The organism is Rhodococcus rhodnii NBRC 100604 (genome assembly GCF_001894925.1).
Lineage (GTDB): Bacteria > Actinomycetota > Actinomycetes > Mycobacteriales > Mycobacteriaceae > Rhodococcus_F > Rhodococcus_F rhodnii.
On the sequence record NZ_BCXD01000009.1, the window covers coordinates 34929 to 59459 of the forward strand.

Here is a 24531-nt window from a genome sequence, read left to right on the forward strand (position 1 = left end):
CGGGGTGGCTCCGATGAGTTTCGAGGATCTGCACGCGGTTCTGGCCCGCGGTTACGGGGACCGTCCCGACCCGGCCGATCGCGATCGCGTTCTCGCGATGCCGATGGTGCTCCACCTCCCCAAGATCGACCCGCCCGCGCGCAGTGCGGTGCTCGCAGCTGCTGCGCAGTCGGTCCTCGGAGTGTGCTTCGACCCACGGGTCGACGTCGACGCGGAATCGGGGGAGCCGGGCCCGTGGCGCGCGAACTATCTCGCCTGGACGTCGGCGCGCATCCGCAAGGTCGCGCGGCGCGCTCGCGGTGCGCAGTGGCTCGCTGCACAGGACGTGCCGGGCGTGACGGTGGATGTCGACGGCGCGCTGGCGAGGGCATTCGTGCCGGGACCGGTCGGTGAGCTCGATCCCCGAATCCGGAAACTCCAGATCGGTGGCACCGAGCTGGAGCACGACGAGCCCGGCCCACCCGATCCGGAACTCCCCGTGCTGTGGGTGGATTCGCGTCTGGACATGACGGTCGGCAAGGCGGCGGCCCAGGTCGGGCACGCCGCGATGATCCTCGCGGGCGCGATGAGCGCGCCGGATGCGCTGGCGTGGGCGGAGCGGGGCTTCGCGTGTTCGGTGCGTGACGCCGACGCACAGCAGTGGGAGGCGGTGCGCGCGCGCATGAACTCCGGTGAGGCCGTAGGCGTGCGCGACGCGGGGTTCACCGAGGTCGCGCCCGGATCGACGACGGTGATCGCCACACCCCGACCGTGAGGCCGCTCCGATCCATCCCTTGCTTCGCCGCAACGGCGGGGGTGTCGAGTGGCGGAGGATCAGAGTGGAGCGCTGATCGGCGCTTCGGGTGCCTCGGTGATCGCGGTCGAGCCGGTGCGCAGGTACTCGGTAATCGCGGTGTCGACGACGGTGTTGCCGCCCTGGATCGCCGTGCCGTGATCGCCACCGCCGACGGTCACGAGATGGGCGCTCATCTGCTCCGCGAGCCGCACGCCGCCGTCGTACGGGGTCTGCGGGTCGCGCAGGCTCTGCAGTACGAGCGGCGCATCGTCGAGCGCGGCGCCGGTGAGCGGTGGCAACGCGGTGACCGGCGGTGCACCCGCGCACCAGACACCGGACGAGTACGTGTAGCCGATCATGTCGAACAGATCGCCCTGCAGGAACGTCGAGAACAGCCAGCCGGGAAGGCGATCCGGCCGCGGCGCGACGATGTTCTCGTTGCAGAGGATCAGCGACTGCATCGTCTGTGCCTGGGCCACCGCATCGAGTTCGGCCTCGCTCATGTCCGCCGGTGAGGCTCCTTCGGGGAGTTCGCCGTCGCGGACCGCCCGCGCGAGCGTCGGCCAGTTGTTGCGGCCGGGGAGCAGCTGGCGGGTGAGGGCGTAGACGCTCGACGACAGCTGAATGTGTTCCGGGTTCGCGAGCATGCGCACGAACGCCTCGAACCGGACGCGCGCGGGGCCGGTGAGATCGACACCGGCGCGGTAGGCGTCGGCGACGGCCTCGAGACCCGGGGGGACGTCGCCGATCTGCGCGGGCGGCGGCGCGATCGTCGGATTTCCGCCGGCCTCCTCGACGATGCGATCGGACCACCGCTGATAGACGGCCAGGGGCGTCGTGCCGAGACCGTAGACGTCGTCGTGCGCGGCGATCCAGTCCATGAGGTCGTAGAAGCGGCCCTTGTAGCCGTCGTTCTGATGCCACAGCACGTCGTTCCACAGCCAATTCTGGTCGGCGGCGGAGTCCAGGACCATCCGGCCGGTGTGCTGCGGGAAGAGTGTGGCGTAGGTCGAGCCGAGGATCGTGCCGTACGAGAGCCCGTACACGTCGATCGTGTCCTCGCCGAGAGCCTGGCGAACGACGTCCCAGTCGCGCGCGGTGTTCTCGGTGGTCAGGTGGGACGTCGAGCCGGGTGCGCTCGCCTCGCACGCAGCGCGCGTCGCGCCGCCGCCGAAGCCGACCGCCGTCGCGAGCGCCAGTTCGTCGCCTGCGGCGCAGTCGAGTGGACCGGCATGCGGGAGGCCGCGTGGCTGCACGCCGACGACGTCCCACTCGGACCGGACCTCGCTCGGAAGTGCCTGCGCGATCATGGCGTTCGAGCCGATCGCGTCACCACCCGGGCCGCCGGGGTTCGTGAACAGCACGCCCCTGCGCGCGCCGGGATCGGTCGCCGCGTGGCGTGTCACCATGACGTCGATCGTTCCGGCGTCGGGATTCGCGTAGTCACGGGGAACGGGAACGCTCGTGCACGAGGAGGTCGCCGGATCGATCTCGTACTCGGCGGGGCACGGTGCCCAGGACAGCTCGGGTACCGGTGCGGCAGAGGCAGCGGGGGCCACGGCGACGGCCGTGGCGGAGAGCAGGGCACCGACGAGAACCGCCGCCGCAGGTCGTCGTGACAGGGGCAGAGTGCGGGGAGGGGCACTGGAGCGGTTGTCGTGCATGAGGATTCGTGATCCCTTCGCGTCGCCTCGCCGTACGGGTCCGGATCACCCTAACGGACGAGGCGCGTTTCGGGGCGGACGGCCCACGACGCGCAGCACCAGGAGTGTCGGTCCGTCGAGGTGGATCACGCTCCCCGCGGGAAGCGCATCACGGGAGGTGGGCACGCCGTCGGCCGTCGAGGAGTCGAACTCCGGGACCAGCGTGCCGTCGAACCACTCGGGCCGTCCGGTGCGCACCTCGGCCGCGGGACCCGCGTGTGCGACGACGAGCCTGCTGTCGTCGTCGGATGCCGCGCGAGGCGCCGCACACTCGATCCAGCTCTGCACGGTCACGGCACCCGGAGAGTGCCACGACGCGTCGGTCATCTCGACGCCGTCGCGGTCGAACCACACCAGGTCGGGACGCGCGTCCGGTGCGGCGCGGCCGGAGAAGAACTCCGGTTGACGCAGCGCGGGGGAGACGCGGCGCAACGCGAGTGCGCGCGTGACGAAGTCGAGAAGGCCGTCGTCGGCGGCCTCCCAGTCGAGCGGCCACGCATCCGCGACGGGTGTCTCCTCGGGGACGCAGTACGTGTTGTTGTTGCCGCCCGTCGAGGCGCCGAACTCGTCGCCCGCACGCAGCATCGGCGTTCCCGTCGAGAAGACGAGCGTCGCGAGCAGCGCCCGGACGTGCCGGCCGCGTGCGCGGACGACCGCGGGATCGGAGGTCGGGCCTTCGACTCCGTGGTTCACCGAGTGATTGTGATCCGTCCCGTCGCGGCTGTTCTCACCGTTCGCCTCGTTGTGCTTGCGGGTGTAGGAGACGAGATCGGTGGCCGAGAAGCCGTCGTGTGCCGTCACGAAGTTGATCGACGCCCAGGGGCGACGGCGGCCACCCCACGGTTCGAGCGGTCCGCCGAGATGGCCGACCCGTCGAGGATGGCCGAAGATGTCTTCGGAACCGGCGACGCGCGAGGCGAACTCGCCGACGACCTGCTCGCCGTTCCAGAACCTGCGCACGGTGTCGCGGTAGCGGTCGTTCCACTCGCTCCACGCCGGCTCGAACGCGCCGAGCCCGTAACCGGTCCCGGTGGCGTCCCACGGTTCGGCGATCAGCTTGCACTGTGCCAGAACGGGATCCGTCGTGATCGCGGTGAGCAGGGCGCCGCGCGGATCGACGCTCGCGCCGCCACGCCGGGCGAGGGCCGTCGCGAGATCGAAACGGAAGCCGTCGACACCCATGACGGTGGCCCAGTACCGCAGGCTGTCGGTGATCATGCGCACGGCCACGGGCGAACTCGCGTCGATCGTGTTGCCGCACCCGGTGAGATCGACGTCGGCGCCGTCGGCGTCGAGCAGGTAGTAGCCGCGGCAGTCGAGGCCGCGCCAGCTCAGCGAGATGCCGTCGGTGCGTTCCTCGCACGTGTGGTTGTAGACGACGTCGAGGATCACCTCGATGCCCGCGCGGTGGAGCGCGGCGACCATCGCCCTGAACTCGCCGATCTCCTCGCCGGGACGCACCGCGTAGCCGGGGTGCGGTGCGAAGAAGCCGGCGGTCGAGTAACCCCAGTGGTTGCGCATCCCGCGACGGTGGACCGATTCCTCGGTCACGATCGCGTGCACCGGCATCAGTTCCACGGCGGTGACGCCGAGCCCCACGAGGTACTCGATCACGGCCGGGTGCGCGAGTCCGAGGTACGTTCCGCGCACTTCGCGGGGAATGTCGGTGCGGCGTGCGGTGAACGAGCCGACGTGGAGCTCGTAGATCACCGTCTCCTCCCACGGAGTTCGCGGGTGGGTCGTCTCGGCGGGTGTATCGGGCTCGGCGACGACCGACAGCGGCGTGTGCCCCCACGAATTCACGTCGCTGCGTTCGCCGAACGGATCGGTCCCCGCGTACGCGCGCAGCGCCGCCCGGTCGCCGATCCGTCCCGTGACGCGCCGGCCCCACGGATCGAGGAGCACCTTGGCGGGCGCGATCCGGACGCCGCGCCGCGGCTCCCACGGGCCGTGTGCGCGGTAGCCGTAGTGCCGTCCGGGACGTACGCCCTCGACGACGCCGTGCCACACGCCGTACGTCTGCTCTGTCAGTGCGACGCGCTCCTCGCGTCCGTCGTCACCGAGCAGGCGGACGTCGACGGCATCGGCGTCGGGCGCGTGGACGGCGAACCGTGTCGCGCCGCCGCCGGCTACTCGCGAGTAGGTCGACCCGAGCGGAAACGGCGAGCTCGGCTCGGGTGTGCTGCGTACGGCCACGGCTACCGATCCTGGTGCAACGGCGCCGGGAATGTGAGAGAAGATGGGGTCGTGGCGCAACCAGATCCCGATCTCCTCATCGAATTCGACGACGTCCTGCTCCGCCGTGGCGGCAACACTCTCGTCGGCCCGGTCTCCTGGAAAGTGGAGCTCGACGAGAAGTGGGTGATCCTCGGCCCGAACGGTGCGGGCAAGACCTCGCTGCTGCGGATCGCCGCTGCCGAGGTCCATCCGACCTCGGGCACCGCGCATCTGCTCGCCGAGACGCTGGGCCGTGTCGACGTCAACGAACTGCGCCCGCGCATCGGGCTGTCGTCGTCGGCGCTCGCGTCGCGGGTGCCCGCCGACGAGCGGGTCAGCGACCTCGTCGTCTCGGCCGGCTACGCGGTCCTGGGCCGGTGGCGCGAACGCTACGACGACCTCGACACCGAGCGTGCGATCGAGATGCTCGAGAGCCTCGGCGCCGAGCACCTGGCGGAGCGCACCTTCGGCACGCTGTCCGAGGGCGAGCGCAAGCGTGTGCTCATCGCCCGTGCGCTCATGACCGACCCCGAACTGCTGCTGCTCGACGAACCCGCCGCGGGCCTCGATCTGGGCGGGCGCGAGGACCTCGTGGCACGGCTGACCGATCTCGCCGCCGACCCCGATTCGCCCGCGACGGTTCTCGTGACGCACCACGTCGAGGAGATCCCGCCGGGCTTCACCCACGCGATGCTGCTCGGCGACGGCGCCGTCGTCGCGCAGGGACTGCTCGACGACGTCGTCACCGCAGAGAATCTCAGCACGACGTTCCAGCAGGAGATCCTGCTCGATCGCGCGGACGACCGCTTCTTCGCGCGCCGCGCCCGCACGCCGGGACGGCACCGCCGCTGACGGTCGAGTGATCTGGGTCTCGTCGGCGGGTGTAGGTTTCGCGCATGAGCCCGGTCAAGGATGCGTCGACGGTCGTGCTGCTTCGTGACGGGGACGGCGGGCCCGAGGTCTTCCTGCTCCGCCGGGCCGCCGGGATGGAGTTCGCCGGCGGGATGACGGTGTTCCCGGGTGGGGGTGTCGACGCCACCGACGCGGAGGCCGACATCGCGTGGGTGGGCCCGGACGTCTCGTGGTGGGCGCGGCGATACGGGGTCGACGAACCGCGTGCGCAGGCGCTGGTCTGCGCGGCGGTTCGCGAGACCTTCGAGGAGTGCGGCGTACTGCTGGCGGGGCACACCGAGTCGAGCACCGTCGACGACACCCGGCCCTTCGCGGACGATCGGCGCGCGCTCGAGCGCCGTGAGCTGTCGTTCGCGCAGTTTCTGACGCGGCACGATCTCGTTCTTCGTTCCGACCTGCTGCGGCCCTGGGCGAACTGGATCACGCCCGTCGGCGAGCGTCGCCGCTACGACACGCGGTTCTTCGTCGCGGCCGTTCCCGAAGGGCAGATCGCGGACGGGGAGACGAGCGAGGCGGACGACGTCCGCTGGTCGACAGCGGGCGACGCGCTCGAGACCTGGCGCGCGGGGGAGACGGTGCTGCTGCCCCCGACGTGGCGACAGCTGCGCGATCTCACCGAATTCGGTGCCGTCGAGGACGTGCTTGCGCAGGATCGGGCCGTCGAGCCGATCATGCCGACGCTCGTCGGCGAGCCCGGCGCGATCCGCGTCGACTTCCCCGACCAGGACGAGTACTACTCCGCCGTCACGCACCCGTGGGCGGCTCGCTGAAGGCGTGGCCCGGCCGCGGTGACTCGGGGCACAGTCGCGACGCCGCGCACGCTAACGTAGCGCGCATGGCTGAATTCGTGACTCTCGAGGTCGAAGACGGTATCGGCACGATCCGGCTCGCGCGGCCGCCCATGAACGCGCTGAACCGGCAGGTGCAGGAGGAGCTGCGGGCCGCGTCGCGCGCGGCGACGGTGGACGCAGCGGTGAAGGCCGTGATCGTGTACGGCGGTGAGAAGGTGTTCGCGGCGGGCGCCGACATCAAGGAGATGTCGGAGATGTCGTTCGCCGAGATGAGTGCCGTCGCCGGGGACCTGCAGTCCGCGCTGGGCGCGGTCTCCGAGATCCCGAAGCCCACCGTCGCGGCCATCACGGGTTACGCGCTCGGTGGCGGACTCGAGGTCGCGCTCTCGGCCGACTACCGCATCGCCGGCGACAACGCGAAGCTCGGCGTCCCCGAGACGCTGCTGGGGCTGATCCCCGGCGGCGGCGGAACGCAGCGGCTGGCCCGCCTGATCGGCCCGTCGAAGGCGAAGGACATGGTCTTCACGGGCCGCCACGTCCGTGCCGACGAGGCGCTCGCGATCGGCCTCGTCGACAAGGTCGTGGCTCCCGACGACGTCTACGAGGCGGCGCGTGCCTGGGCCGGCCAGTTCACCGGTGCGGCGTCGCGCGCCCTCGCCGCCGCGAAGGCGTCGATCGATCAGGGCCTCGACGTGGACCTCACGACCGGCCTGCGCATCGAGGTCGCGCAGTTCGCGTCGCTCTTCGCGACCAAGGACCGCGAGATCGGTATCGCGTCGTTCATCGAGAACGGTCCCGGTAAGGCCGAATTCGTCGGCGAATGAGCAGGCCCGGCGCCTCGGCAGCGACGTCACCGGTCCGTTCACCCACCGGCTACCCATGAGTAGGATCGCCTCCATGACAGCAAGCCCGAACGACCCGGCACCACGTCCGCACGCCACTGCCGACGAAGTCGAAGCCGCACGTCAGGACACCAAGCTCGCCCAGGTCCTCTACCACGACTGGGAAGCGGAGACCTACGACGACAAGTGGTCGATCTCCTACGACGAGCGATGCATCGACTACGCACGGGGACGTTTCGACGCCGCCGCGGGCGAGCAGGACCTGCCGTACGAGCGTGCCCTCGAGCTCGGCTGCGGTACCGGGTTCTTCCTGCTCAACCTCATGCAGTCGGGTGTCGCGGCGAAGGGCTCGGTCACCGATCTCTCGCCGGGCATGGTGAAGGTCGCGCTGCGCAACGCCGAGAACCTCGGCCTCGACGTCGACGGGCGCGTCGCGGACGCCGAGACGATCCCGTACGAGGACGACACCTTCGACCTCGTCGTCGGGCACGCGGTGCTCCACCACATCCCGGACGTCGAACAGTCGATGCGCGAGGTGCTGCGGGTGCTCAAGCCCGGTGGACGGTTCGTGTTCGCCGGTGAGCCGTCGACGATCGGCGACTTCTACGCGCGGTGGCTCGGGCGTGCGACGTGGGAGACGACGACCCGGATCACGCGGCTGCCCGCCCTCGCGAGCTGGCGCCGTCCGCAGGAGGAGCTCGACGAGTCCTCGCGTGCCGCGGCGCTCGAGGCGGTCGTCGACATCCACACGTTCGATCCGAGCGAACTCGAGCACATCGCCAAGGCCGCCGGTGCCGTCGACGTGCACGCCGAGACGGAGGAATTCGCGGCGGCCTTCCTCGGCTGGCCGGTGCGGACCTTCGAGGCCGCGGTTCCGCCCGAGAAGCTCGGCTGGAACTGGGCGAAGTTCGCCTTCGGCGGCTGGAAGGCGCTGACCTGGCTCGACGAGACCGTGCTCAAGCACGTCGTGCCGCGCAGCTTCTTCTACAACGTGATGATCACGGGCACCAAGCCCGCGAACTGACGCACCTCGTCGTGGGTTATTCGTTCACCGACGACGATCTGGTCGTGCTGACCTCGCCGGAGGGTCGTGACGCTCTCCGGCGGGTGTCGGACCGGCCGCTCACGCGGCAGACGCTGCTCGCCGACACCGCATGGGCGCGTGGCGAGTTCGGTGCTCGTGCCGGCGCACTGATCGAGACGGTACTGGCGCGCCGTCGTGCCTCGGGAAAGCTCGACGGTGCGGCGGAGTGGCTCGTCACCGACGACGCCGTGCAGCAGGCGACCGCGACTCCCGTCGCGGCGCGGCGCGCGCGGCGCATCGGGGCGCGGCCCGTGCACGACGTCACGTGCTCGATCGGAAGCGAGATCGCGCAGCTCGTGCAGGTGTCGCCGCTCGTCGTCGGCAGTGATCTCGATCCGGTCAGGGCCGCGATGGCCCGCCACAACGTGCCCGGCGCCGCGGTGCTGCGGGCCGACGCGCTGCGTCCCGCGACCCGGGACGTCGCGGTCGTCGCCGATCCCGGGCGGCGTGCCGGAGGACGGCGCAAGCACGATCCCGCCGCACTCGATCCGCCGCTACCGGCCCTGCTCGACGTCTACGGCGGACGCGATCTCGTCGTCAAATGTGCTCCCGGACTGGACTTCTCGTCACTGGACTTCGCGGGCGAGATCGAGGTCGTCTCGCTCGACGGCGGTGTGCGCGAAGCGTGCCTGTGGTCTGCCGGGTTCGCCGAACCCGGCGTCACGCGCCGGGCGAGCGTGCTGCGCACCGTCTCCGGGGGAGGCGTTGACGCCAGTGGCGTTCACACCGAGGAGATCACCGACGCCGAACCCGACGACGTTCCGGACGGCGAACCGGGGGAGTGGATCGTCGATCCCGACGGCGCGATCGTGCGCGCGGGTCTCGTCCGGCACTGGGCCGCCCGGCACGGGCTGTGGCAACTCGATCCGCGCATCGCCTATCTCACCGGTGACGCGGTGCCCGCCGGGGTGCGCGGATTCCGGATTCTCGACCGGGTGAAGTTCTCGGACAAGGAATTACGTCGTGCGCTCGCGCGGCACGACGCCGGTGCCGTCGAGATCCTCGTGCGCGGAGTCGACGTCGACCCGGATGCGCTGCGGGTGCGGATGAAGACGAACGGCGCGACGCCGCGCTCGGTCGTCGTGACCCGGCTGGGCCGCAATGCCGTGGCGTTCGTGTGCGAGCACGGCGTCGTGGCGGCTCCGTAGACCGCGTCACAAGGGTCAGTCGATGGGGGAGCCGAAGACAAACACCTCGCCGATCGCGGTCGTCGTCACGATCTCGCCGTCCGGGCCTACGGCAGTACCGACCGAGAAGCCGCGACCACCGGGAAGTGCTGCGGTGCTACGGGTCTCGCCGCTCGCGGTGTCGAACGTCAGCAGGGCCAGGCCGTCCTCGTCGCCCGACTCGGTGTCGCGAACGACGGTGTGCCCGACACCGCCGGACGACTGGGCAGGAACGCCCAGATGCACCACATCGTCACGGCGCCAGAGTTCCTCGGCGTCGTCACCGGCGTCGCGCAGGCCCACCAGGGCGCCCGACTCGCCGCCGGCGACGACGATCGTGCCGTCGTCCGCGACCGAGGGTGAGCCGGCGGGAACATAGCCGACGTCGTGCAGCCAGCGCGCCGTGCCGTCCTCCGCCGAGAGCGCCCACAGCGTGCCCTCCCGATCGTGGACGTAGATCGTCTCGCCGTCGGCGGAGAGCACCGGAGCCGACGCGGGACCGCTCGGCAGCGCGCCGCTGTCCCATTCCTGCACGAGCGACGGCGTATCGCCACCGGAATAGCGCAGCCCGACGAGGATCGGCGCGGGTGCGCTAGGAGTGAACACCGACACGACGACCCGGCCGCTCGCTCCGTCGACCGCGGGAGCGAGCGCGACGGGGCACGCGTCGGTGCCGAGGAAGCACGCCTCGAGGTTCTCGCCCGGTGGCGGCGTCGCCGCCGGGCCGCCCGTGGGCTGCGGCAGCAGCGAGAGCGGCGGCGTCACGGCGAAACCGGTCTGCGTGTCGAGCACCTGCACCTGGCCGCGATGCGTGACGACGAGGACGTTGCCGTCGCCGGTGAACTGCGCGGGCAACGGCGTGCCGTCGACGAGAGTGCGCCACCGGGTCTGGCCGTGTTCGGTGAACGAGACGAGGGTCCCGCCGTCGCCGACGTAGGCGTTCGCGACGCCGTCGAGCAGCGGCGCGGAGTCGGCGACCGACGGCGCGAGCCGTGTGCACCACCGCTTGCGCTCGCTCGTGATCTGGAACGAGAACATGTTGCAGCCGGTCTCGGTGGCGGCCGTCTGATAGATCTGCCCGTTGGGTGCGACGGTCGGCGGCCGGGACGCGGTGCCGCCGAGCGGGCGTGACCAGTCGAACGCGGGATCGGCGGCGGCCTCGCGGGTGGTGGACGCACTGTTGCGGCCGTCCGCGTACACACCCTGCCAGCCGCCCTCGGCGTAGACGTCGTGGTGGGTGTCGCCGGAACCGCCGCACGCCGCGAGCAGCAGCGCCGACATCGTCACCGCGAGGATCGACGACCGTCGTGTGGACGCCGATCGCAGGGCGCGTCGCATCGAATCCGTCCTCCGTGTGCTCGTGTCCTGGTGGCCCCGTGTTCCGGTGGGCTCGTGTCCCGGTGACCCGAGGCAACAGACTATCCCTGTGCGAGGTCACAGGGCCGTGACGGGTCCGGGCGCGCAGGTCCGTACCCTGAACGGCTATGACGAGCATGTGGGGCGCACCGCTGAGCAGCCGCTGGAAGGGATCGCGGCTGCGCGACCGTGACCAGGCCCGCTTCCTCACCCTCGCCTCGCTGAAATGGGTTCTGCGCAACAAGGCGTACACGCCGTGGTACCTCGTGCGCTACGTCCGGCTCGCGCGATTCAAGCTCGCGAATCCGCACGTCGTCCTGCGGGGAATGGTGTTTCTCGGCAGGCGCGTCGAGATCCACGCGACGCCGGAGCTGTCGCGGCTCGAGATCGGCCGGTGGGTGCACATCGGCGACGGCAACGCGATCCGGTGCCACGAGGGTTCGCTGCGCATCGGCGACAAGGTCGTCTTCGGCAAGGACAACGTCGTCAACACGTATCTCGACATCGAGATCGGCGCGTCGACGCTCGTCGCGGACTGGTGCTACATCTGCGATTTCGATCATCGGACGGAGGACGTCACGATGCCGATCAAGGATCAGGGAATCGTGAAGTCGCCCGTGCGGATCGGTCCGGACACGTGGATCGCCGCGAAGGTCACGGTGCTGCGCGGTACGCGTGTCGGACGTGGCTGCGTCCTCGGCGCCCACGCCGTGGTCAAGGGCGAGATTCCGGACTACTCGATCGCGGTGGGCTCGCCCGCGAAGGCCGTCCGGAACCGCAAGCAGGACTGGGAGGCCGGCGCAGCGCAGCGGGCCGAGTACATCGCGGCGCTCGAGGACATCGCCCGCAAGAAGGCGTCGGGGAGCAGCTGAGCCCCCGCGCTCACCGCTCCGGCAGGGGCCGCTGCACGATGACGGGACGCCCGACCGGATGGCGGACCCGCCGCTTCGCTCCGGCGTAGACGGTCGCGGTCCGTTCCGCGACGCCGCCCCACCCGAAGTCCACCGTGAGCCGTTCCCGCGCGACCCGTGAGCGCCGCGCTGCGGCGGCGGGATCGTCGAGCGTCTCGCGCACCGCGGACGTTAGTCCCGCGACGTCGCCGGGACGGAACGACAGGCCCGTGACGTCGTCCACCACCGCTTCGCCGAGGCCGCCCGCGGTGGACGCGACGAGCGGCGTCCCTGCCGCTGCCGCTTCGAGGGCGATGATGCCGAACGGTTCGTATCGGCTGGGCAGCACGATCGCGTCGGCGGCGTGCAGCCAGCCCAGCAGGTCGTCGTGGTCGAGGTTGCCGACGAAGTGCACCGCTCGCGCGACCCGGTGTGTGCGGGCGGCCTCCTGCAGCGCCGTGAACTGGGTTCCGGCGCCGGCGATCGTGAGCGTGGTGCCGGGATGCGAGCGACGGATGCGCGGCAGCGCGGCGATCGCGTCGTGCACACCCTTCTCGTACTCGAGCCGCCCCACGAACAGCAGCCGTGGCGGGCCCACCCGCGGCGCGCGGTCGCGGTACGGCCACGCCGTGAGGTCGATTCCGTTGCGGATCACCGTGATCGGGGCGAGGTCCGGTCCGAACAAGCGGGCGACCTCGTCCTCCATCGACGCCGAGCACGTCACGAGGGCGTCGGAGTCGTTGGCGAGCCACCACTCGATGGAATGGACCTGGCGGTTGACGCGGCCCGACACCCAGCCGCTGTGACGCCCGGCCTCGGTCGCGTGGATCGTCGACACGAGCGGAACGTCGAAGTGCTCGGCGAGCGCGATCGCGGGGTGTGCGACGAGCCAGTCGTGGGCGTGTACGACGTCGGGTGTCCAGCCGTTCCCGACGCCGGGACGCGCGAGGGCGAGTCCACCGCGGACCATCGCGTGTCCCATCGCGAGCGTCCACGCGAGCATGTCCTCGCCGAACACGAAATGTGCGGGGTCCTCGGCTACCTGGACGACGAGCACGCCGTCCTCGACGCGACTCGCCGTCGGGTGGGTCGCGGCGTCGGTTCCCGTCGGCTGCCGGGAGAGCACGACGACCTCGTGTCCGGCGGCGGCGAGCTCCGTCGCGAGATGGTGGACGTGCCGCCCCAGGCCGCCGACGACGACCGGGGGGTACTCCCACGAGACGATGAGGATGCGCATCACAGATCACCGCTTCCGCGTGAGCCGAGCCGGCGGGCGTCGAGGCCCGGGAAGAGTCCGTCCGCGAGATGCCATCCGGCGGCGAGGCGTTCGGCCTGGCTCCGCTTGCCGCGGGCGAGGGCGTCCGCGATCTCACGTGTCGCGTGGGCGTGCTTGTGCGCGCGGTCCCGCGCGTATCCGGCAGCCGAGTCCTTGCTGACCATGAACGCCCAGTCGCTCGAGACGGTGAGGAGCGCCTCGCGCAGGATCTGATCCGCGACGCGGTCGCGAAGGCGCGAGTGTCCGTGCGCCGCCGCAGAATCGAAGGCTTTGTCGACGGAATCGAGTGCGGTGGAGACGACCTCGGAGTTCAGCGTCACGAGGTCGGCGACCTGATCGCCCGCCCACACGCGCCAGTCCTTGCCCGAGCCCCACGACGAATCCTCGAGATCGACGGGGGCGCCGACGTATCCGTCGTCGCGTGCCTGCGCGAGGGTGCCGATCCGCACGCCGGCGTCGCCGAGTGCGCGCAGCACCTGCCCGAGCCACTGCGGCCCCTCGTGCCACCAGTGCCCGAACAGTTCGGTGTCGAACGCCGCGACGACGAGTGCCGGCCGGCCGAGCCGCTCCGATTCGTCCCGAAGCCGGGCGCGGACCGTCTCGACGAAGTCGTCGACGTGGCGTCCGAGGGCGCGTTCGGCGAGCAGCGGGTCGTACGGCGCCTTCGCGTCGGAGGCGATGTGGCGCCCCGTGACTCGCGCGGGCTTGAGCCCGGTGCCGTGGTCGTAGGTGTGGAAGTCGCGGTACGCGGCGTGGCCGGGATAGCCCGACTTCGGCGACCACACCCGATAACTCACGGGCAGGTCGCGGCCGAAGGCGACGACACCCGACTCGCGCACGGGTCGTCCCAGAGCCGAATCGCCGTGCAGTGCAGGGCCGTCCACCATGAAGTGCTCGACGCCGCTGCGTGCGTACAGGTTCTCGAGGCCGGGGGTGTAGCCGCACTCGGGCGCCCAGATTCCGCGCGGTGCGCTGCCCCAGCGCTGCCGGGCGTCGGCGAGTCCCTCGGTGAGCGAGAACTCGCGCAGCCGCGGGTGCAGCAACGGCTGGAAGGGATGGGCCAGCGGCCCGCCGAGCAGTTCGACGGTGCGGGCGTCCACGAGTTCGCGGATGGGCGGCGACGCGCCGTGACGCCAGCGGGTCTCGAACGTCTCGAGCGCGCGGGCCGCGCCGCGATGCTCCCGCGCGCCGAGGTCGCCCAGCGCGGGATCGGCCGCGGCCTCGTGCGCCCGGAGTTGCCAGTCGCCGAGCCAGTGGTGCATGCCGTCGAGCGCGTACGGGTCGTCGAGCTGCGCGGCGAGCACCGGCGTGATCCCGAGGGTCAGCAGGTTCTCCCGGCCCTCGTCGGCCAGCTCGCGCAGGACGTCGAACACCGGCAGATACGAACTCGCCCACGACTGGTACAGCCATTCCTCGCCGACGGGCCACCTGCCGTGGTGCGGCAGCCACGGCAGATGCGAATGCAGAACCAGGCAGAACATGCCCGGTTCGGCGGTCGCGCGCTGCGTCGTCACTCGGCGGTGTCCTTCACCGCGATCGCGACGAGGTCGAGGCTCGTGTCGATGTGCTCGTCGTGCAGCGTGAAATCGGAGGTCGTGACGCCCGCGACGTCGGCGCACAACTGCTCGGGCCACGGCTCGCCCGCGAGCGCACGCTCGATCTGCGCGTCGATGAACGAACCGCCGTACGTGGCGTCGAGCTCGGCCAGCCGGGCTCCGTGATGCACGCCGAGCATGCGTTCGACGCGAAAACCGGCCTCCGTCAACAGCTCCGCGAGCTCGCGGGCATCGAGTTCGCGGGTGTGGAAGGGGTTGAGCGGGATGTCGCGGCCCGGGGAGAAGGTGATGCGGTTCGGTGTGCTCACGAGCAGTTCGCCGCCGTCGCGCAGGACGCGGTGGCACTCGCGCAGGAACTGCGCCTGGTCCCAGAGGTGTTCGATCACCTGGAAGTTGACGACGGTGTCGATCGACTCGTCGTCCATCGGCAGCGCGGCGAGATTGCCGTGCACCATCGACACGCGCGGGTAGCGGCGGCGGATGTGGTCGACCGCGCTCTCGTCGTAGTCCACCCCGACGACCTCGGCGGCGTGATTCGCGATCATGTCGGCGCCGTAGCCCTCACCGGGGCCGGCTTCCAGCACGACCCGGCCGGCGCAGCGCGTCGCCAGGACCTCGTAGACCACCTCGTGGCGGCGGAACCAGTAGTTCTCCTCCGGAATGCCCGGAACCGTCCGCTCTCCGGTCAGTGGGAGCGTCCCGGTCGACGGGAGAGCGTCCGTCGACCGGAGAGCGTCCGGGGCCACGGCGGATTCGGCGAGTGAGTCGTCCACCGCTGCGAGGGTAGTGCCCTGGGCTTCTGCGATCGAGTGTCGGTCCACGAGTGACCGTCCTTCCCCGTTGCCGGTGCCGGTTTCGTATGGTCGAGGGGCTTGCCACGCAAGTTACTCATCGGTAACTTGGCGTGGGGTAATCTAACGCACAACCCGGAAATCCACACAGGAGGTCGACGAAGACCCATGACGAACATCGTTGTGTTGATCAAGCAGGTCCCCGACACGTGGTCCGAGCGCAAGCTCTCGGACGGCGACTTCACGCTCGACCGTGAGGCCGCCGATGCCGTGCTCGACGAGATCAACGAGCGCGCCGTCGAAGAGGCGCTGCTGATCAAGGAGGCTCAGGGCGGCGAGGTCATCGTGCTGAGCGCCGGTCCCGATCGCGCCACCGACGCCATCCGCAAGGCGCTGTCGATGGGTGCCGACAAGGCCGTGCACGTCAACGATCCGGCGCTGCACGGGTCCGACGCGATCCAGACCGGCTGGACGCTCGCCGCGGCCCTCGGCCAGATCACCTTCGACAACGGCGAGCCGGCCGAGGTCATCATCGCGGGCAACGAGGCGACCGACGGTCGCGTCGGCGCCGTCCCGGCGATCATCGCCGAGTACCTCGGTATCCCGCAGCTCACGCACATACGCAAGCTGACGATCGCCGACGGCAAGGCCTCGGGCGAGCGCGAGACCGACGAGGGCGTCTTCGGCCTCGAGGCTCCGCTGCCGGTCATCGTCTCGGTCAACGAGAAGATCAACGAGCCGCGCTTCCCGTCCTTCAAGGGCATCATGGCCGCGAAGAAGAAGGAAGTCACCACCTACACGCTCGCGGATCTGGGCGTCGACCCCGACACCGTGGGCGTCGCGAACGCGGGCACCACCGTCACCGCCTCCACCCCGAAGCCTCCGCGTACTGCCGGCGAGCGGATCACCGACGAGGGCGAGGGCGGCACCAAGGTCGCCGAGTACCTCGTCGCGCAGAAGATCATCTGATCGCACCGCACCCAGCACACCAGCAGAACCTTTCAGAGGAGATTTTCAGCAATGGCAGAAGTACTCGTGCTCGTCGAGCAGCAAGAGGGTGCGCTCAAGAAGGTCACCACGGAGCTGCTCACCGCCGCCCGCGCACTGGGTGAGCCGTCGGCCGTCGTCGTCGACGCCCCCGGCACCACCGACGCGATCGCCGACGCGCTCGCCGCGGCCGGCGCCGAGAAGATCTACGTCGCGGAGTCCGACGCCGCCAACGGCTTCCTCGTGACGCCCAAGGTCGACGTCCTCGCGGGCCTCGTCGAGTCGGTTTCGCCGGCCGCCGTCGTCACCGCCGCGGGCTTCGAGGGCAAAGAGGTCTCGGGACGTCTCGCGGCGCGCATCGGCTCGGGCCTGCTCTCCGACGTCGTCGAGATCAAGTCCGACGGCTCGGCCGTCCACTCGATCTTCGGTGGCGCGTTCACCGTCGACGCCAAGGCCAACGGCGACGTGCCGGTCCTCTCGGTTCGTCCCGGTGCCGTCGAGGCGCAGCCGCAGGCCGGTGCCGGCGAGAAGGTCACCGTCGAGGTCCCCGCGCAGGACGAGGGCGTCACCGTGGTGACCTCCGCCGATCCGATCGTCGGCGGCGACCGCCCGGAGCTCACCGAGGCGACGATCGTCGTCTCCGGTGGCCGCGGCGTCGGTTCCGAGGAGAAGTTCCACGAGGTCGTCGAGCCGCTGGCCGACGCTCTCGGTGCGGCCGTCGGTGCCTCGCGCGCCGCCGTCGACTCGGGCTACTACCCGGGCCAGTTCCAGGTCGGTCAGACGGGCAAGACCGTCTCGCCGCAGCTGTACGTCGCGCTCGGCATCTCCGGAGCCATCCAGCACCGCGCCGGAATGCAGACCTCGAAGACGATCGTCGCCGTCAACAAGGACGAAGAGGCACCGATCTTCGAGATCGCCGACCTCGGCATCGTGGGCGACCTGTTCAACGTCGCGCCGCAGCTGACGGAAGCCGTCAAGAAGCACAAGGGCTGACACCCCACCCGCCGATCGGGCCCCGCTCTCGCACGAGAGCGGGGCCCGTTCGCGTGGTGCAACGTTCACGTCGTCCACCTCGACGCGTCACCGCACCGACGCCGCACGGCCTTCCCGGCGCACTACATCTGTGGGCATGGCCACAGCACTCGCACGCGCGGCCACGTCCGCGCGGCCCGCGCTCTACTCCCTGACCATCTCCACCGACCGCCGCGACCGCGTCGCCGTGCAGCGGCTCCGCCACCGCGTCTTCTCCGCCGAACCCGGGTTCCGGCTTCCCGACGACGCCGCGAGCCGCGACGGCCGCGACGCCGACCGGTTCGACGACCACTGCGATCACCTGCTCGTCCGGTACGAGCCGACCGGTGAGGTCGTGGGGTGCTATCGGATGCTGCCGCCCGACGCCGCCGAGCGCGCCGGGGGGTACTACAGCGCGAACGAGTTCGATCTCACGGGACTCGCGCCCCATCGCAATCGAATCGTCGAGATGGGGCGTGCCTGCGTCGCCGCCGAGCACCGCACGGGCTCCGTCGTCGCGCTCATGTGGAGCGGAATCCTCGGTTATCTCGAACTGACCCGCCACGACGTCGTCATGGGCTGTGTGTCGGTGCCGATGGAGCGGCCGGGAACCGACCGCGGCGGCGACGTGCGCGGGGTCCGCGATCTCGTCCGCAGTCGCCACGCGTACGAGCCGGGCGTGGTGACGCCGCGCCGGCGTGTCGTCGTCGGGGGCCGGACGCTCGACGAGATCGCACCGCCGCCGCGCACCGCCGTTCCGCCGCTCATGCGCGGATATCTCCGGATCGGCGCGCGGGTGTGCGGTGAGCCGTCGTTCGACCCCGAATTCGACGTCGCGGACTTCGTGACGGTACTCGCGCTCGCGGACGCCGACCGGCGCTACCTGGAGCGGCTCCGGGGCGCCGCGGACGCGGTGCGGTCGTGACCGAGCACGCCTGGGCGCCGGCGAGTCCCTGCGGACTCGGGTGCATTCCGCGGGAGCGGCCCGCGACCGGGGTGCGCGCCGTCCGCCGCACCGCCGCGGGAGCGGCGCTCCTCGCCGCGGGACCGTTCGCCCTGCGGCGGGGAGGCGGCCCGGCGGGGGAGACGCAGCGGCGCGCCGCACGCGCGCTCCTGCGGGCACTCGGTGTCCGGCTCGCGCTGTCGGGCGAGCCCGCGGCCGTCACCGGCGGTGCGCTCGTCGTCGCGCATCACACGTCGTGGCTCGACGTCGTGGCGCTCGCCGCCGTCGTCCCGGCGGACTTCGTCGCCCGCGCCGACCTCGTGAGCTGGCCGGTGCTCGGTGCGCTCGCCCGCGCGGTCGACGTCGTGCCGGTCGATCGGGCCCGGCTGCGGTCGCTGCCCCATGCGGTCGACCGGGTGCGCGACCGGCTCGCCCAGGGGCGCACCGTCGTCGTCTTCCCCGAGGGAACGACGTGGTGCGGCCGCGCGCACGGGCGGCTCCGCCCCGCGTTCTTCCAGGCAGCGGTCGAGGCGGACGTTCCCGTCGTCCCGCTCCGGTTGCACTATCGCCGGGACGACGGGCCGACGACGCTCGCCGCTTTCGTCGGCGAGGACTCGATCGGCTCGTCGGTGCTGCGGATCGCGGGTGCCCGCGAGCTCACGGCGGTCGTCGAGACCAGGCCGGCGCTGTATCCGGCGCGGACCGGAGCAGGCGGGCGCCGCGATCTCGCCGCCGCTGCCGAACGTGCCCTGCTCGACGCCCGGTCCCCGGCCGACGTCGGTGGCCTCGCGGGCCCGGCTCGCACGAGCGAAGAGGTCACCGCGGTCTGAGTTATCCTGGTCGGGTCATGTCGTTCGCACGCACCACCGCGTCACCCGTGTACCTGGACCACGCCGCCACCACTCCGATGCTGGATGCCGCCGTCCGGGCGATGACGGCGACCCTGACGACGACGGGCAACGCCTCGTCGCTGCACGGATCGGGCCGCGCAGCACGCCGCCGCATCGAGGAGGCACGCGAGTCCGTCGCCGCCGATCTGGGGGCGCGGCCGTCCGAGGTCGTGTTCACCTCCGGGGGAACCGAGAGCGACAATCTCGCGATCAAGGGAATCTATTGGGCGCGCCGCGGTGCCGATCCGCACCGCACCCGGCTCGTCGTGAGCGCGGTCGAGCACCACGCCGTCCTCGACGCCGTGGAATGGCTCGAACGGCACGAGAACGCCGTCGTCACCTGGATTCCGGTCGACGCCGACGGCCGAGTGACGCCGGGCGCGCTGCGCGAGGCGATCGGTGACGGCGCCGATGTGGCGCTCGTCTCCGTCATGTGGGCGAACAACGAGGTCGGCACGATCATGCCGATCCGTGAACTCGCCTCGGTCGCAGCCGAGTTCGACATCCCCGTCCACACCGACGCCGTGCAGGCCGTCGGCCATCTCGACGTGGACTTCGCGGCGAGCGGCGTCGCGGCGCTGAGCCTCGCCGCACACAAGTTCGGTGGCCCGCAGGGCGTCGGAGCCCTCGTGATCGGGCGGACCGTCGGCTGCGAACCGCAGTTGCACGGCGGCGGTCACGAACGCGACCTGCGCTCGGGCACCCACGACGTCGCCGGAATCGTCGGAGCCGCGGCGGCACTGCGCGCGGTGTGCTCCGATCCGAGCCGCGACGGCGTGCGCGCGCTGCGAGACCTGCTGCTCGACGAGGTCCTCCGGATCGACCCCGACGCGATCGTCAACGGCCCGACCGGGTCGTCGCGCCTCCCGAACAACGCGCACGTGACGTTCCCAGGGTGCGACGGCGACTCGCTGCTCATGCTGCTCGACGCCGCGGGTATCGAATGCTCGACCGGGTCGGCGTGCACGGCGGGCGTCGCGCGGCCGAGCCACGTCCTCACGGCCATGGGCATGGACCCCGGACTCGCGCGAGGATCGCTGCGATTCACGTTGGGACACACCACGACCGAAGCAGACGTGCGGGCACTCGCGGAGGCGTTGCCCGACGTACTCGAACGCGCGCGTGCGGCCGGACGCGCCGTCGCACGCGCGATCTGAACCATCCGCACCACACGACCCGAGCCGCACCACACGACCCGAGACACGGCGCACCGCCGAGGAGAGAAGCACCCATGCGAGTACTGGCAGCGATGAGCGGCGGCGTCGACTCCGCCGTCGCCGCGGCGCGCGCCGTGGCCGCGGGACACGACGTCGTGGGGGTGCATCTCGCGCTGTCCACCGATCCCGGCACGCTCCGGACCGGCGCGCGGGGCTGTTGCTCGAAAGAGGATGCGGGCGACGCGCGGCGGGCGGCCGACATGCTCGGTATCCCGTTCTACGTGTGGGATTTCGCCGATCGCTTCAAGGAAGACGTCATCGACGACTTCGTCGCCGCGTACGCGGCGGGCGAGACGCCGAACCCGTGCCTGCGCTGCAACGAGAAGATCAAGTTCGCCGCGCTCGCCGATCGCGCACTCGCGCTGGGCTTCGACGCCGTCGCCACCGGCCACTACGCGCGGCTGCAGAACGGCGAGTTGCGCCGCGCGGTCGACGCCGACAAGGACCAGTCGTACGTCCTCGCCGTCCTGACGGCGGAGCAGCTCGCGCACGCGATGTTCCCCGTCGGCGACACCCCGAAGGACGAGATCCGCGCCGAGGCCGCCGAGCGCGGGCTCGCCGTCGCGAACAAGCCCGACAGCCACGACATCTGCTTCATCCCGTCCGGTGACACCCGCGCCTTCCTCGGCGCGAAGATCGGCGTGCGGCCCGGCGCCGTCGTCGATTCGTCGTCGGGTGAGGTGCTCGCGCAGCACGACGGCGTGCACGGCTTCACGATCGGCCAGCGCAAGGGGCTCGGCGTCGCGGGGCCCGCCGCGGACGGCAAGCCGCGTTACGTCACCGCGATCGAACCCGACACCGGGACGGTCCGCGTCGGCTCGGCACAGGATCTCGAGGTGGACGCGATCGACGCCACCCGACCGATCTGGACGTCGGGAACGGCGCCGACCGGGCCCGTCGAGTGCGTCGTGCAGGTGCGTGCGCACGGTGGCACGGCGCCCGCCGTCGCCGAGCCCGTCGGCGACGGCATCCGGATCGCACTGCGCGAGCCGCTCACCGGTGTCGCAAAGGGACAGGCGGTCGTGATGTACCGGCCGGACGCCGACCAGGGGGACCTCGTGCTCGGCAGCGGCACGATCGCCGGCACGTCCGCGCGCGTCGCCTCGTGACGCCGCTCGTCGCGGGGCACGCGACCGGAATCGGCTCGTGGCCGGGCACCGATCCGCGGGAGGCGGCGGCGACCGTCGTCGGCGAACTGCCCGGGCTCCCGCACCTCGTCGAGCTGCCGGGCCGTGGTCTCGGTGCCGACACGATCGGCCGCGCGGCCGCTCTGCTCACCGACTTCCCCATCGACACCTCCACCACCGGATACCGCACCGGTGCACGGCGATCGGTGATCGCGCGCCGCGCCGCAGGTCTGCTGTCGGCCGATCTCGACGCGCTCGAGGAGGCGTGGGAGATCGCAGGCAAGGGGCCCGGTGGCGCCGTCAAGGTGCAGGCGCCCGGTCCGTGGACGCTCGCGGCGTCGCTCGAACTCGCCGGGGGAGCGCGCCTGCTGCTCGACCGCGGAGCGGTGCGCGATCTCGCGGATTCGCTCGGCGACGGGCTCGCCTCGCACGCCGCCGACGTGTCGCGCCGGTGTGGTGGTGCGCGCGTCGTCGTCCAGCTGGACGAACCGCTGCTCACCGACGTGCGTGCCGGACGGCTCACGGGCCGCAGCCGACTCGAGTCGATTCCCGCCGTCGCCACTCCCGTCGCGGTCGAGACACTCGATCGTGTCGTCGCCGCGTCGGCCGCCGACGTGATCCTGCATGCGTGCTCGGCGGAGGTTCCTACGGACATCGCGCACGAGAGTCGCGTCGCCGCACTGGCATTCGACCTCGAGTCCGTGCGAACGGCGAGCCTCGACGGTCTGGGAACGCTCCTCGACGGTGGCACCGAACTGCTCGTGGGCGCGGTGCCCACGACCGATCCGCAGCGGCCGCTCGGGGTCGATGACGTGCTGCGCGATCTCGGCAGGCTCGCGCACCGGCTGCAGTTCGCGCCCGAGGTCTTCGCTGCCCGCGTCGGTCTCGCGCCGGCGTGTGGACTCGCGGGTGCATCGCCGCAGTGGGCGCGGCGTGCGCTCACCACGGTCCGCGACGCCGCGCGGGCGATGGCGGACGATCCGTCGCTGCTGACTCGCTGACTCGCTGACTCGCTGACCGCGTCTGCTTCCTCACCGATCCGCCTTTTCTCCCGATGAGGCCGTACGACCGGGGCCAGAGGCCTCTTCAGTAGGTTTCACATGTCTAGTACCTACTAGATATATGGAACCTACGAATGATCTAGCGATAGTTGCGGCCGGCGTGGTGTCTGCCCCGCCGAGCCGATGGACGCTGCCGGTGGTTCTCGTCGCGCAGTTCGTCACTCCGTTGTCGATCGCGGGTACCGCCATCGCGCTTCCGGCGATCTCGGCGGATCTCGGGTCGCAGCCGGCCGCGCTGCAGTGGGTGGTCAACGGCTTCAACGTCGCGTTCGCGCTGAGCACCCTGATCTGGGGACCGATCGGTGATCGGATCGGCCATCGCGCGACCTTCACCGTGGGGGCGGCGGCATTCGCGGCGGGAAGCGCGGTGAGCGCGTCGGCACCGTCTCTGGTGATTCTCGACGGGGCCCGTGTCCTCGCGGGTGTCGGTGCCGCAGCGATCCTCACCGGTGCGAGTTCGTTGCTGTCGAACGCCTTCGACGGTGCCGCACGGGCGAAGGGCTTCGCGCTCTTCGGCACGGTCAACGGGCTGGGGCTCGCGCTCGGGCCGACCGTCTCGGGCGTGCTCGTGGCGGCCATCGGGTGGCGCGGCGGATTCGCCGTGCAGGCAGTGCTTCTCGCGCTCGCGGTGCTCGGTTCGCGTGCGCTGCCCCGCACGGTGGTCGCACCCGGGATCCGCGACGCGGTGCGGACCGCCTCGCGTGGCTCGCTGCTCCGCAACCGTGAGTTCGTCGCGATGTGTCTCGTGCCGATGGCCGGTTCGGCCGGTTTCGTCACCCTCCTGACGTACCTGCCGTCGGCGTTCGGCGGGATCAAAGGACTGTCGGCGGGCGCTGCCGGTCCGCTCATGCTGGTGATGACGGTCCCGGTTCTCGTGGCACCGACGATCGTCGCGGCACTGGTCGGCTCGGTGTCTCGCGTCACCGTCGGCTCCGTCGTCCACGTGAGCCTCGTCGCCCTCGTTCTGGGCAGTGGCGGGATGTTGCTGCTCGCGCCGGACAGGTCGATCGCCTGGGTGATCCTGCCGATGATCCTGTTGGGGTTCGGGTTCGGGCTTCCGATCGGGCTCGTCGACGGCCACGCTCTCGCTGTGGTGCCACCCGAGCAGACCGGGCGCGCGGCCGGGGTGCTGAACTTCTGCCGGATCGGCAGCGAGGCGGCCTTCGTCGCCGCGTACGCATTCGTCCTGTCGAGTGTGGTCGATCACCGGCTCATGGGGACTGCCGCTGCCGAGACCGCTGCGGGCATGCCCGGGCATGCCGACGTCTACGCGGATGCCTTCGCTGTCACCGTCGGTGGTGTCGTGGCGGTGCTCGTCGTGCTGTCGTTCGCCGTGTTCGTGGTTCGGTCCGGTGAAAGGGTATGGGGGAGAGTGATGTCAGGGTCTCGGTGGTGATCGCTCCCGTCGGTAGCGGGGCGTGCGCGTCGGTGGTGCGTACGATGATCGGCAGTGCATCGTGCAGTGAGCGCGAAGATGTCGTGCAGTGCCGTGTAGCGGAAGGAACCGTGCCGGAATGGCTGATCAGGACGGTCACCCCGACCGCGACGAATTCGATCTGTCGTCGATCCTGCACGCGCTCTCGGACGCGAACCGGCGCAGTGTGATCGTCCAGCTCGCCGAGGAGCCGGACGGGACCGAGCAACTCTGCACCGTCTTCGGGCTTCCCTGGGCGCCGTCGACGCGCACCCATCACTTCCGTGTCCTTCGTGAGGCGGGCCTCGTCCGCCAGCGTGACGTGGGAAACGGCCGGCTCACGAGCCTTCGCCGCTCCGACCTCGACGCCGTGTTCCCCGGCCTGCTCGACCAGATCGTCGGAGCCGACCGGAAGGGCCGCGCCGACAAGAGTTGACGCAACTTCGCCGGTGCGACGAACAGGGAGGATTCGAGCGCGGCGTGTCCAGGAGTCGGCCGGGTGGGTCAGCCCGACCGTCCTGC

Annotated in this window: 22 protein-coding genes; 16 read left to right on the forward strand and 6 right to left on the reverse strand. The window is 71.1% G+C overall.

Features of this window, described 5'->3' with window-relative positions; genetic code table 11:
- Positions 1 to 13 precede the first annotated feature (13 nt).
- Positions 14 to 754: an aminoacyl-tRNA hydrolase gene (locus tag RR1_RS08015; RefSeq protein WP_010838439.1), complete on the forward strand. Its 741-nt coding sequence runs from the start codon at positions 14 to 16 to the stop codon at positions 752 to 754.
- A 59-nt stretch (positions 755 to 813) separates the two neighbouring features.
- Here RR1_RS08015 and RR1_RS08020 read toward each other — a convergent pair whose 3' ends face one another.
- Positions 814 to 2439: an alpha/beta hydrolase gene (locus tag RR1_RS08020; RefSeq protein WP_010838440.1), complete on the reverse strand. Its 1626-nt coding sequence runs from the start codon at positions 2437 to 2439 to the stop codon at positions 814 to 816.
- A gap of 45 nt (positions 2440 to 2484) precedes the next feature.
- Positions 2485 to 4674, reverse strand: coding sequence for a glycogen debranching protein GlgX (gene glgX, locus RR1_RS08025; RefSeq protein WP_010838441.1), 2190 nt, complete (start codon positions 4672 to 4674; stop codon positions 2485 to 2487).
- 51 nt (positions 4675 to 4725) lie between these two features.
- Here glgX and RR1_RS08030 point away from each other — a divergent pair, with 51 nt between their 5' ends.
- The 5 genes from RR1_RS08030 to RR1_RS08050 all read left to right on the forward strand — a co-directional run bounded on the left by RR1_RS08030 (position 4726) and on the right by RR1_RS08050 (position 9472).
- On the forward strand, positions 4726 to 5547 hold the full coding sequence (locus RR1_RS08030) for an ABC transporter ATP-binding protein (protein WP_010838442.1): 822 nt from the start codon (positions 4726 to 4728) through the stop codon (positions 5545 to 5547).
- 44 nt (positions 5548 to 5591) lie between these two features.
- Entirely contained in the window at positions 5592 to 6377 is a 786-nt protein-coding gene (locus tag RR1_RS08035; protein ID WP_010838443.1) for an NUDIX hydrolase, read from the forward strand.
- A gap of 65 nt (positions 6378 to 6442) precedes the next feature.
- Positions 6443 to 7222 carry an enoyl-CoA hydratase/isomerase family protein gene (locus RR1_RS08040; RefSeq protein ID WP_010838444.1) on the forward strand — a complete coding sequence of 260 codons (780 nt, stop codon included), beginning with the start codon at positions 6443 to 6445 and terminating at the stop codon, positions 7220 to 7222.
- A 73-nt stretch (positions 7223 to 7295) separates the two neighbouring features.
- A complete protein-coding gene (locus RR1_RS08045; RefSeq protein ID WP_010838445.1) occupies positions 7296 to 8264 on the forward strand; it encodes a class I SAM-dependent methyltransferase in 969 nt (322 codons plus the stop codon).
- A gap of 11 nt (positions 8265 to 8275) precedes the next feature.
- Positions 8276 to 9472 carry a THUMP-like domain-containing protein gene (locus RR1_RS08050; RefSeq protein ID WP_010838446.1) on the forward strand — a complete coding sequence of 399 codons (1197 nt, stop codon included), beginning with the start codon at positions 8276 to 8278 and terminating at the stop codon, positions 9470 to 9472.
- Between the two features lie 15 nt (positions 9473 to 9487).
- On the opposite strand, the gene RR1_RS08055 is transcribed toward RR1_RS08050, so the two are convergent.
- A complete protein-coding gene (locus tag RR1_RS08055; RefSeq protein ID WP_010838447.1) occupies positions 9488 to 10828 on the reverse strand; it encodes an outer membrane protein assembly factor BamB family protein in 1341 nt (446 codons plus the stop codon).
- Positions 10829 to 10974: 146 nt separating this feature from the next.
- Here RR1_RS08055 and RR1_RS08060 point away from each other — a divergent pair, with 146 nt between their 5' ends.
- On the forward strand, positions 10975 to 11718 hold the full coding sequence (locus RR1_RS08060) for an acyltransferase (protein ID WP_010838448.1): 744 nt from the start codon (positions 10975 to 10977) through the stop codon (positions 11716 to 11718).
- A 10-nt stretch (positions 11719 to 11728) separates the two neighbouring features.
- Here RR1_RS08060 and RR1_RS08065 read toward each other — a convergent pair whose 3' ends face one another.
- From RR1_RS08065 to RR1_RS08075, 3 genes are read right to left on the reverse strand one after another with little or no spacing between them, the layout of a single operon-like run.
- Positions 11729 to 12973 (reverse strand): glycosyltransferase family 4 protein, encoded by a 1245-nt coding sequence (locus tag RR1_RS08065; protein ID WP_040773442.1) that lies wholly within the window; start codon positions 12971 to 12973, stop codon positions 11729 to 11731.
- The gene (locus tag RR1_RS08070) at positions 12973 to 14493 is read right to left on the reverse strand and encodes a 1,4-alpha-glucan branching protein domain-containing protein (RefSeq protein ID WP_051111178.1); all 1521 of its coding nucleotides are present in this window, start codon (positions 14491 to 14493) and stop codon (positions 12973 to 12975) included. Before RR1_RS08070 ends, RR1_RS08065 begins: the two co-directional genes overlap by 1 nt.
- Positions 14494 to 14522: 29 nt before the next feature.
- The gene (locus tag RR1_RS08075) at positions 14523 to 15314 is read right to left on the reverse strand and encodes a class I SAM-dependent methyltransferase (RefSeq protein WP_040773444.1); all 792 of its coding nucleotides are present in this window, start codon (positions 15312 to 15314) and stop codon (positions 14523 to 14525) included.
- Between the two features lie 213 nt (positions 15315 to 15527).
- On the opposite strand from RR1_RS08075, the gene RR1_RS08080 reads away from it, so the two are divergent.
- The 9 genes from RR1_RS08080 (at position 15528) to RR1_RS08120 (ending at position 24445) form a co-directional block, all read left to right on the forward strand.
- Positions 15528 to 16328, forward strand: coding sequence for an electron transfer flavoprotein subunit beta/FixA family protein (locus RR1_RS08080; protein WP_010838452.1), 801 nt, complete (start codon positions 15528 to 15530; stop codon positions 16326 to 16328).
- Between the two features lie 51 nt (positions 16329 to 16379).
- Positions 16380 to 17339: an electron transfer flavoprotein subunit alpha/FixB family protein gene (locus tag RR1_RS08085; protein ID WP_010838453.1), complete on the forward strand. Its 960-nt coding sequence runs from the start codon at positions 16380 to 16382 to the stop codon at positions 17337 to 17339.
- A 136-nt stretch (positions 17340 to 17475) separates the two neighbouring features.
- Positions 17476 to 18282, forward strand: coding sequence for a GNAT family N-acetyltransferase (locus RR1_RS08090; protein ID WP_010838454.1), 807 nt, complete (start codon positions 17476 to 17478; stop codon positions 18280 to 18282).
- Positions 18279 to 19130 (forward strand): lysophospholipid acyltransferase family protein, encoded by an 852-nt coding sequence (locus RR1_RS08095; RefSeq protein WP_083581014.1) that lies wholly within the window; start codon positions 18279 to 18281, stop codon positions 19128 to 19130. The genes RR1_RS08090 and RR1_RS08095 overlap by 4 nt, the downstream gene beginning before the upstream one ends.
- A 17-nt stretch (positions 19131 to 19147) precedes the next feature.
- Positions 19148 to 20347 (forward strand): cysteine desulfurase family protein, encoded by a 1200-nt coding sequence (locus RR1_RS08100; protein ID WP_010838464.1) that lies wholly within the window; start codon positions 19148 to 19150, stop codon positions 20345 to 20347.
- 74 nt (positions 20348 to 20421) lie between these two features.
- Positions 20422 to 21516: a tRNA 2-thiouridine(34) synthase MnmA gene (gene mnmA / locus RR1_RS08105; protein ID WP_010838465.1), complete on the forward strand. Its 1095-nt coding sequence runs from the start codon at positions 20422 to 20424 to the stop codon at positions 21514 to 21516.
- Positions 21513 to 22535 carry a methionine synthase gene (locus RR1_RS08110; protein WP_010838466.1) on the forward strand — a complete coding sequence of 341 codons (1023 nt, stop codon included), beginning with the start codon at positions 21513 to 21515 and terminating at the stop codon, positions 22533 to 22535. Before mnmA ends, RR1_RS08110 begins: the two co-directional genes overlap by 4 nt.
- Positions 22536 to 22695: 160 nt before the next feature.
- Positions 22696 to 23991 (forward strand): MFS transporter, encoded by a 1296-nt coding sequence (locus tag RR1_RS08115; RefSeq protein ID WP_238559003.1) that lies wholly within the window; start codon positions 22696 to 22698, stop codon positions 23989 to 23991.
- 118 nt (positions 23992 to 24109) lie between these two features.
- Positions 24110 to 24445: an ArsR/SmtB family transcription factor gene (locus RR1_RS08120; RefSeq protein WP_010838468.1), complete on the forward strand. Its 336-nt coding sequence runs from the start codon at positions 24110 to 24112 to the stop codon at positions 24443 to 24445.
- Positions 24446 to 24531: the final 86 nt, after the last annotated feature.

Excerpts from the sequence above, each read along its gene's own strand:
- RR1_RS08015 (WP_010838439.1), top strand. The coding sequence starts at position 14 with ATGAGTTTCGAGGATCTGCACGCGGTTCTGGCCCGCGGTTACGGGGAC.
- RR1_RS08020 (WP_010838440.1), bottom strand. The coding sequence starts at position 2,439 with ATGCACGACAACCGCTCCAGTGCCCCTCCCCGCACTCTGCCCCTGTCA.
- RR1_RS08035 (WP_010838443.1), top strand. The coding sequence starts at position 5,592 with ATGAGCCCGGTCAAGGATGCGTCGACGGTCGTGCTGCTTCGTGACGGG.
- RR1_RS08040 (WP_010838444.1), top strand. The coding sequence starts at position 6,443 with ATGGCTGAATTCGTGACTCTCGAGGTCGAAGACGGTATCGGCACGATC.
- RR1_RS08045 (WP_010838445.1), top strand. The coding sequence starts at position 7,296 with ATGACAGCAAGCCCGAACGACCCGGCACCACGTCCGCACGCCACTGCC.
- RR1_RS08055 (WP_010838447.1), bottom strand. The coding sequence starts at position 10,828 with ATGCGACGCGCCCTGCGATCGGCGTCCACACGACGGTCGTCGATCCTC.
- RR1_RS08060 (WP_010838448.1), top strand. The coding sequence starts at position 10,975 with ATGACGAGCATGTGGGGCGCACCGCTGAGCAGCCGCTGGAAGGGATCG.
- RR1_RS08065 (WP_040773442.1), bottom strand. The coding sequence starts at position 12,973 with ATGCGCATCCTCATCGTCTCGTGGGAGTACCCCCCGGTCGTCGTCGGC.
- RR1_RS08070 (WP_051111178.1), bottom strand. The coding sequence starts at position 14,493 with ATGTTCTGCCTGGTTCTGCATTCGCATCTGCCGTGGCTGCCGCACCAC.
- RR1_RS08080 (WP_010838452.1), top strand. The coding sequence starts at position 15,528 with ATGACGAACATCGTTGTGTTGATCAAGCAGGTCCCCGACACGTGGTCC.
- RR1_RS08085 (WP_010838453.1), top strand. The coding sequence starts at position 16,380 with ATGGCAGAAGTACTCGTGCTCGTCGAGCAGCAAGAGGGTGCGCTCAAG.
- RR1_RS08090 (WP_010838454.1), top strand. The coding sequence starts at position 17,476 with ATGGCCACAGCACTCGCACGCGCGGCCACGTCCGCGCGGCCCGCGCTC.
- RR1_RS08100 (WP_010838464.1), top strand. The coding sequence starts at position 19,148 with ATGTCGTTCGCACGCACCACCGCGTCACCCGTGTACCTGGACCACGCC.
- mnmA (WP_010838465.1), top strand. The coding sequence starts at position 20,422 with ATGCGAGTACTGGCAGCGATGAGCGGCGGCGTCGACTCCGCCGTCGCC.
- RR1_RS08120 (WP_010838468.1), top strand. The coding sequence starts at position 24,110 with ATGGCTGATCAGGACGGTCACCCCGACCGCGACGAATTCGATCTGTCG.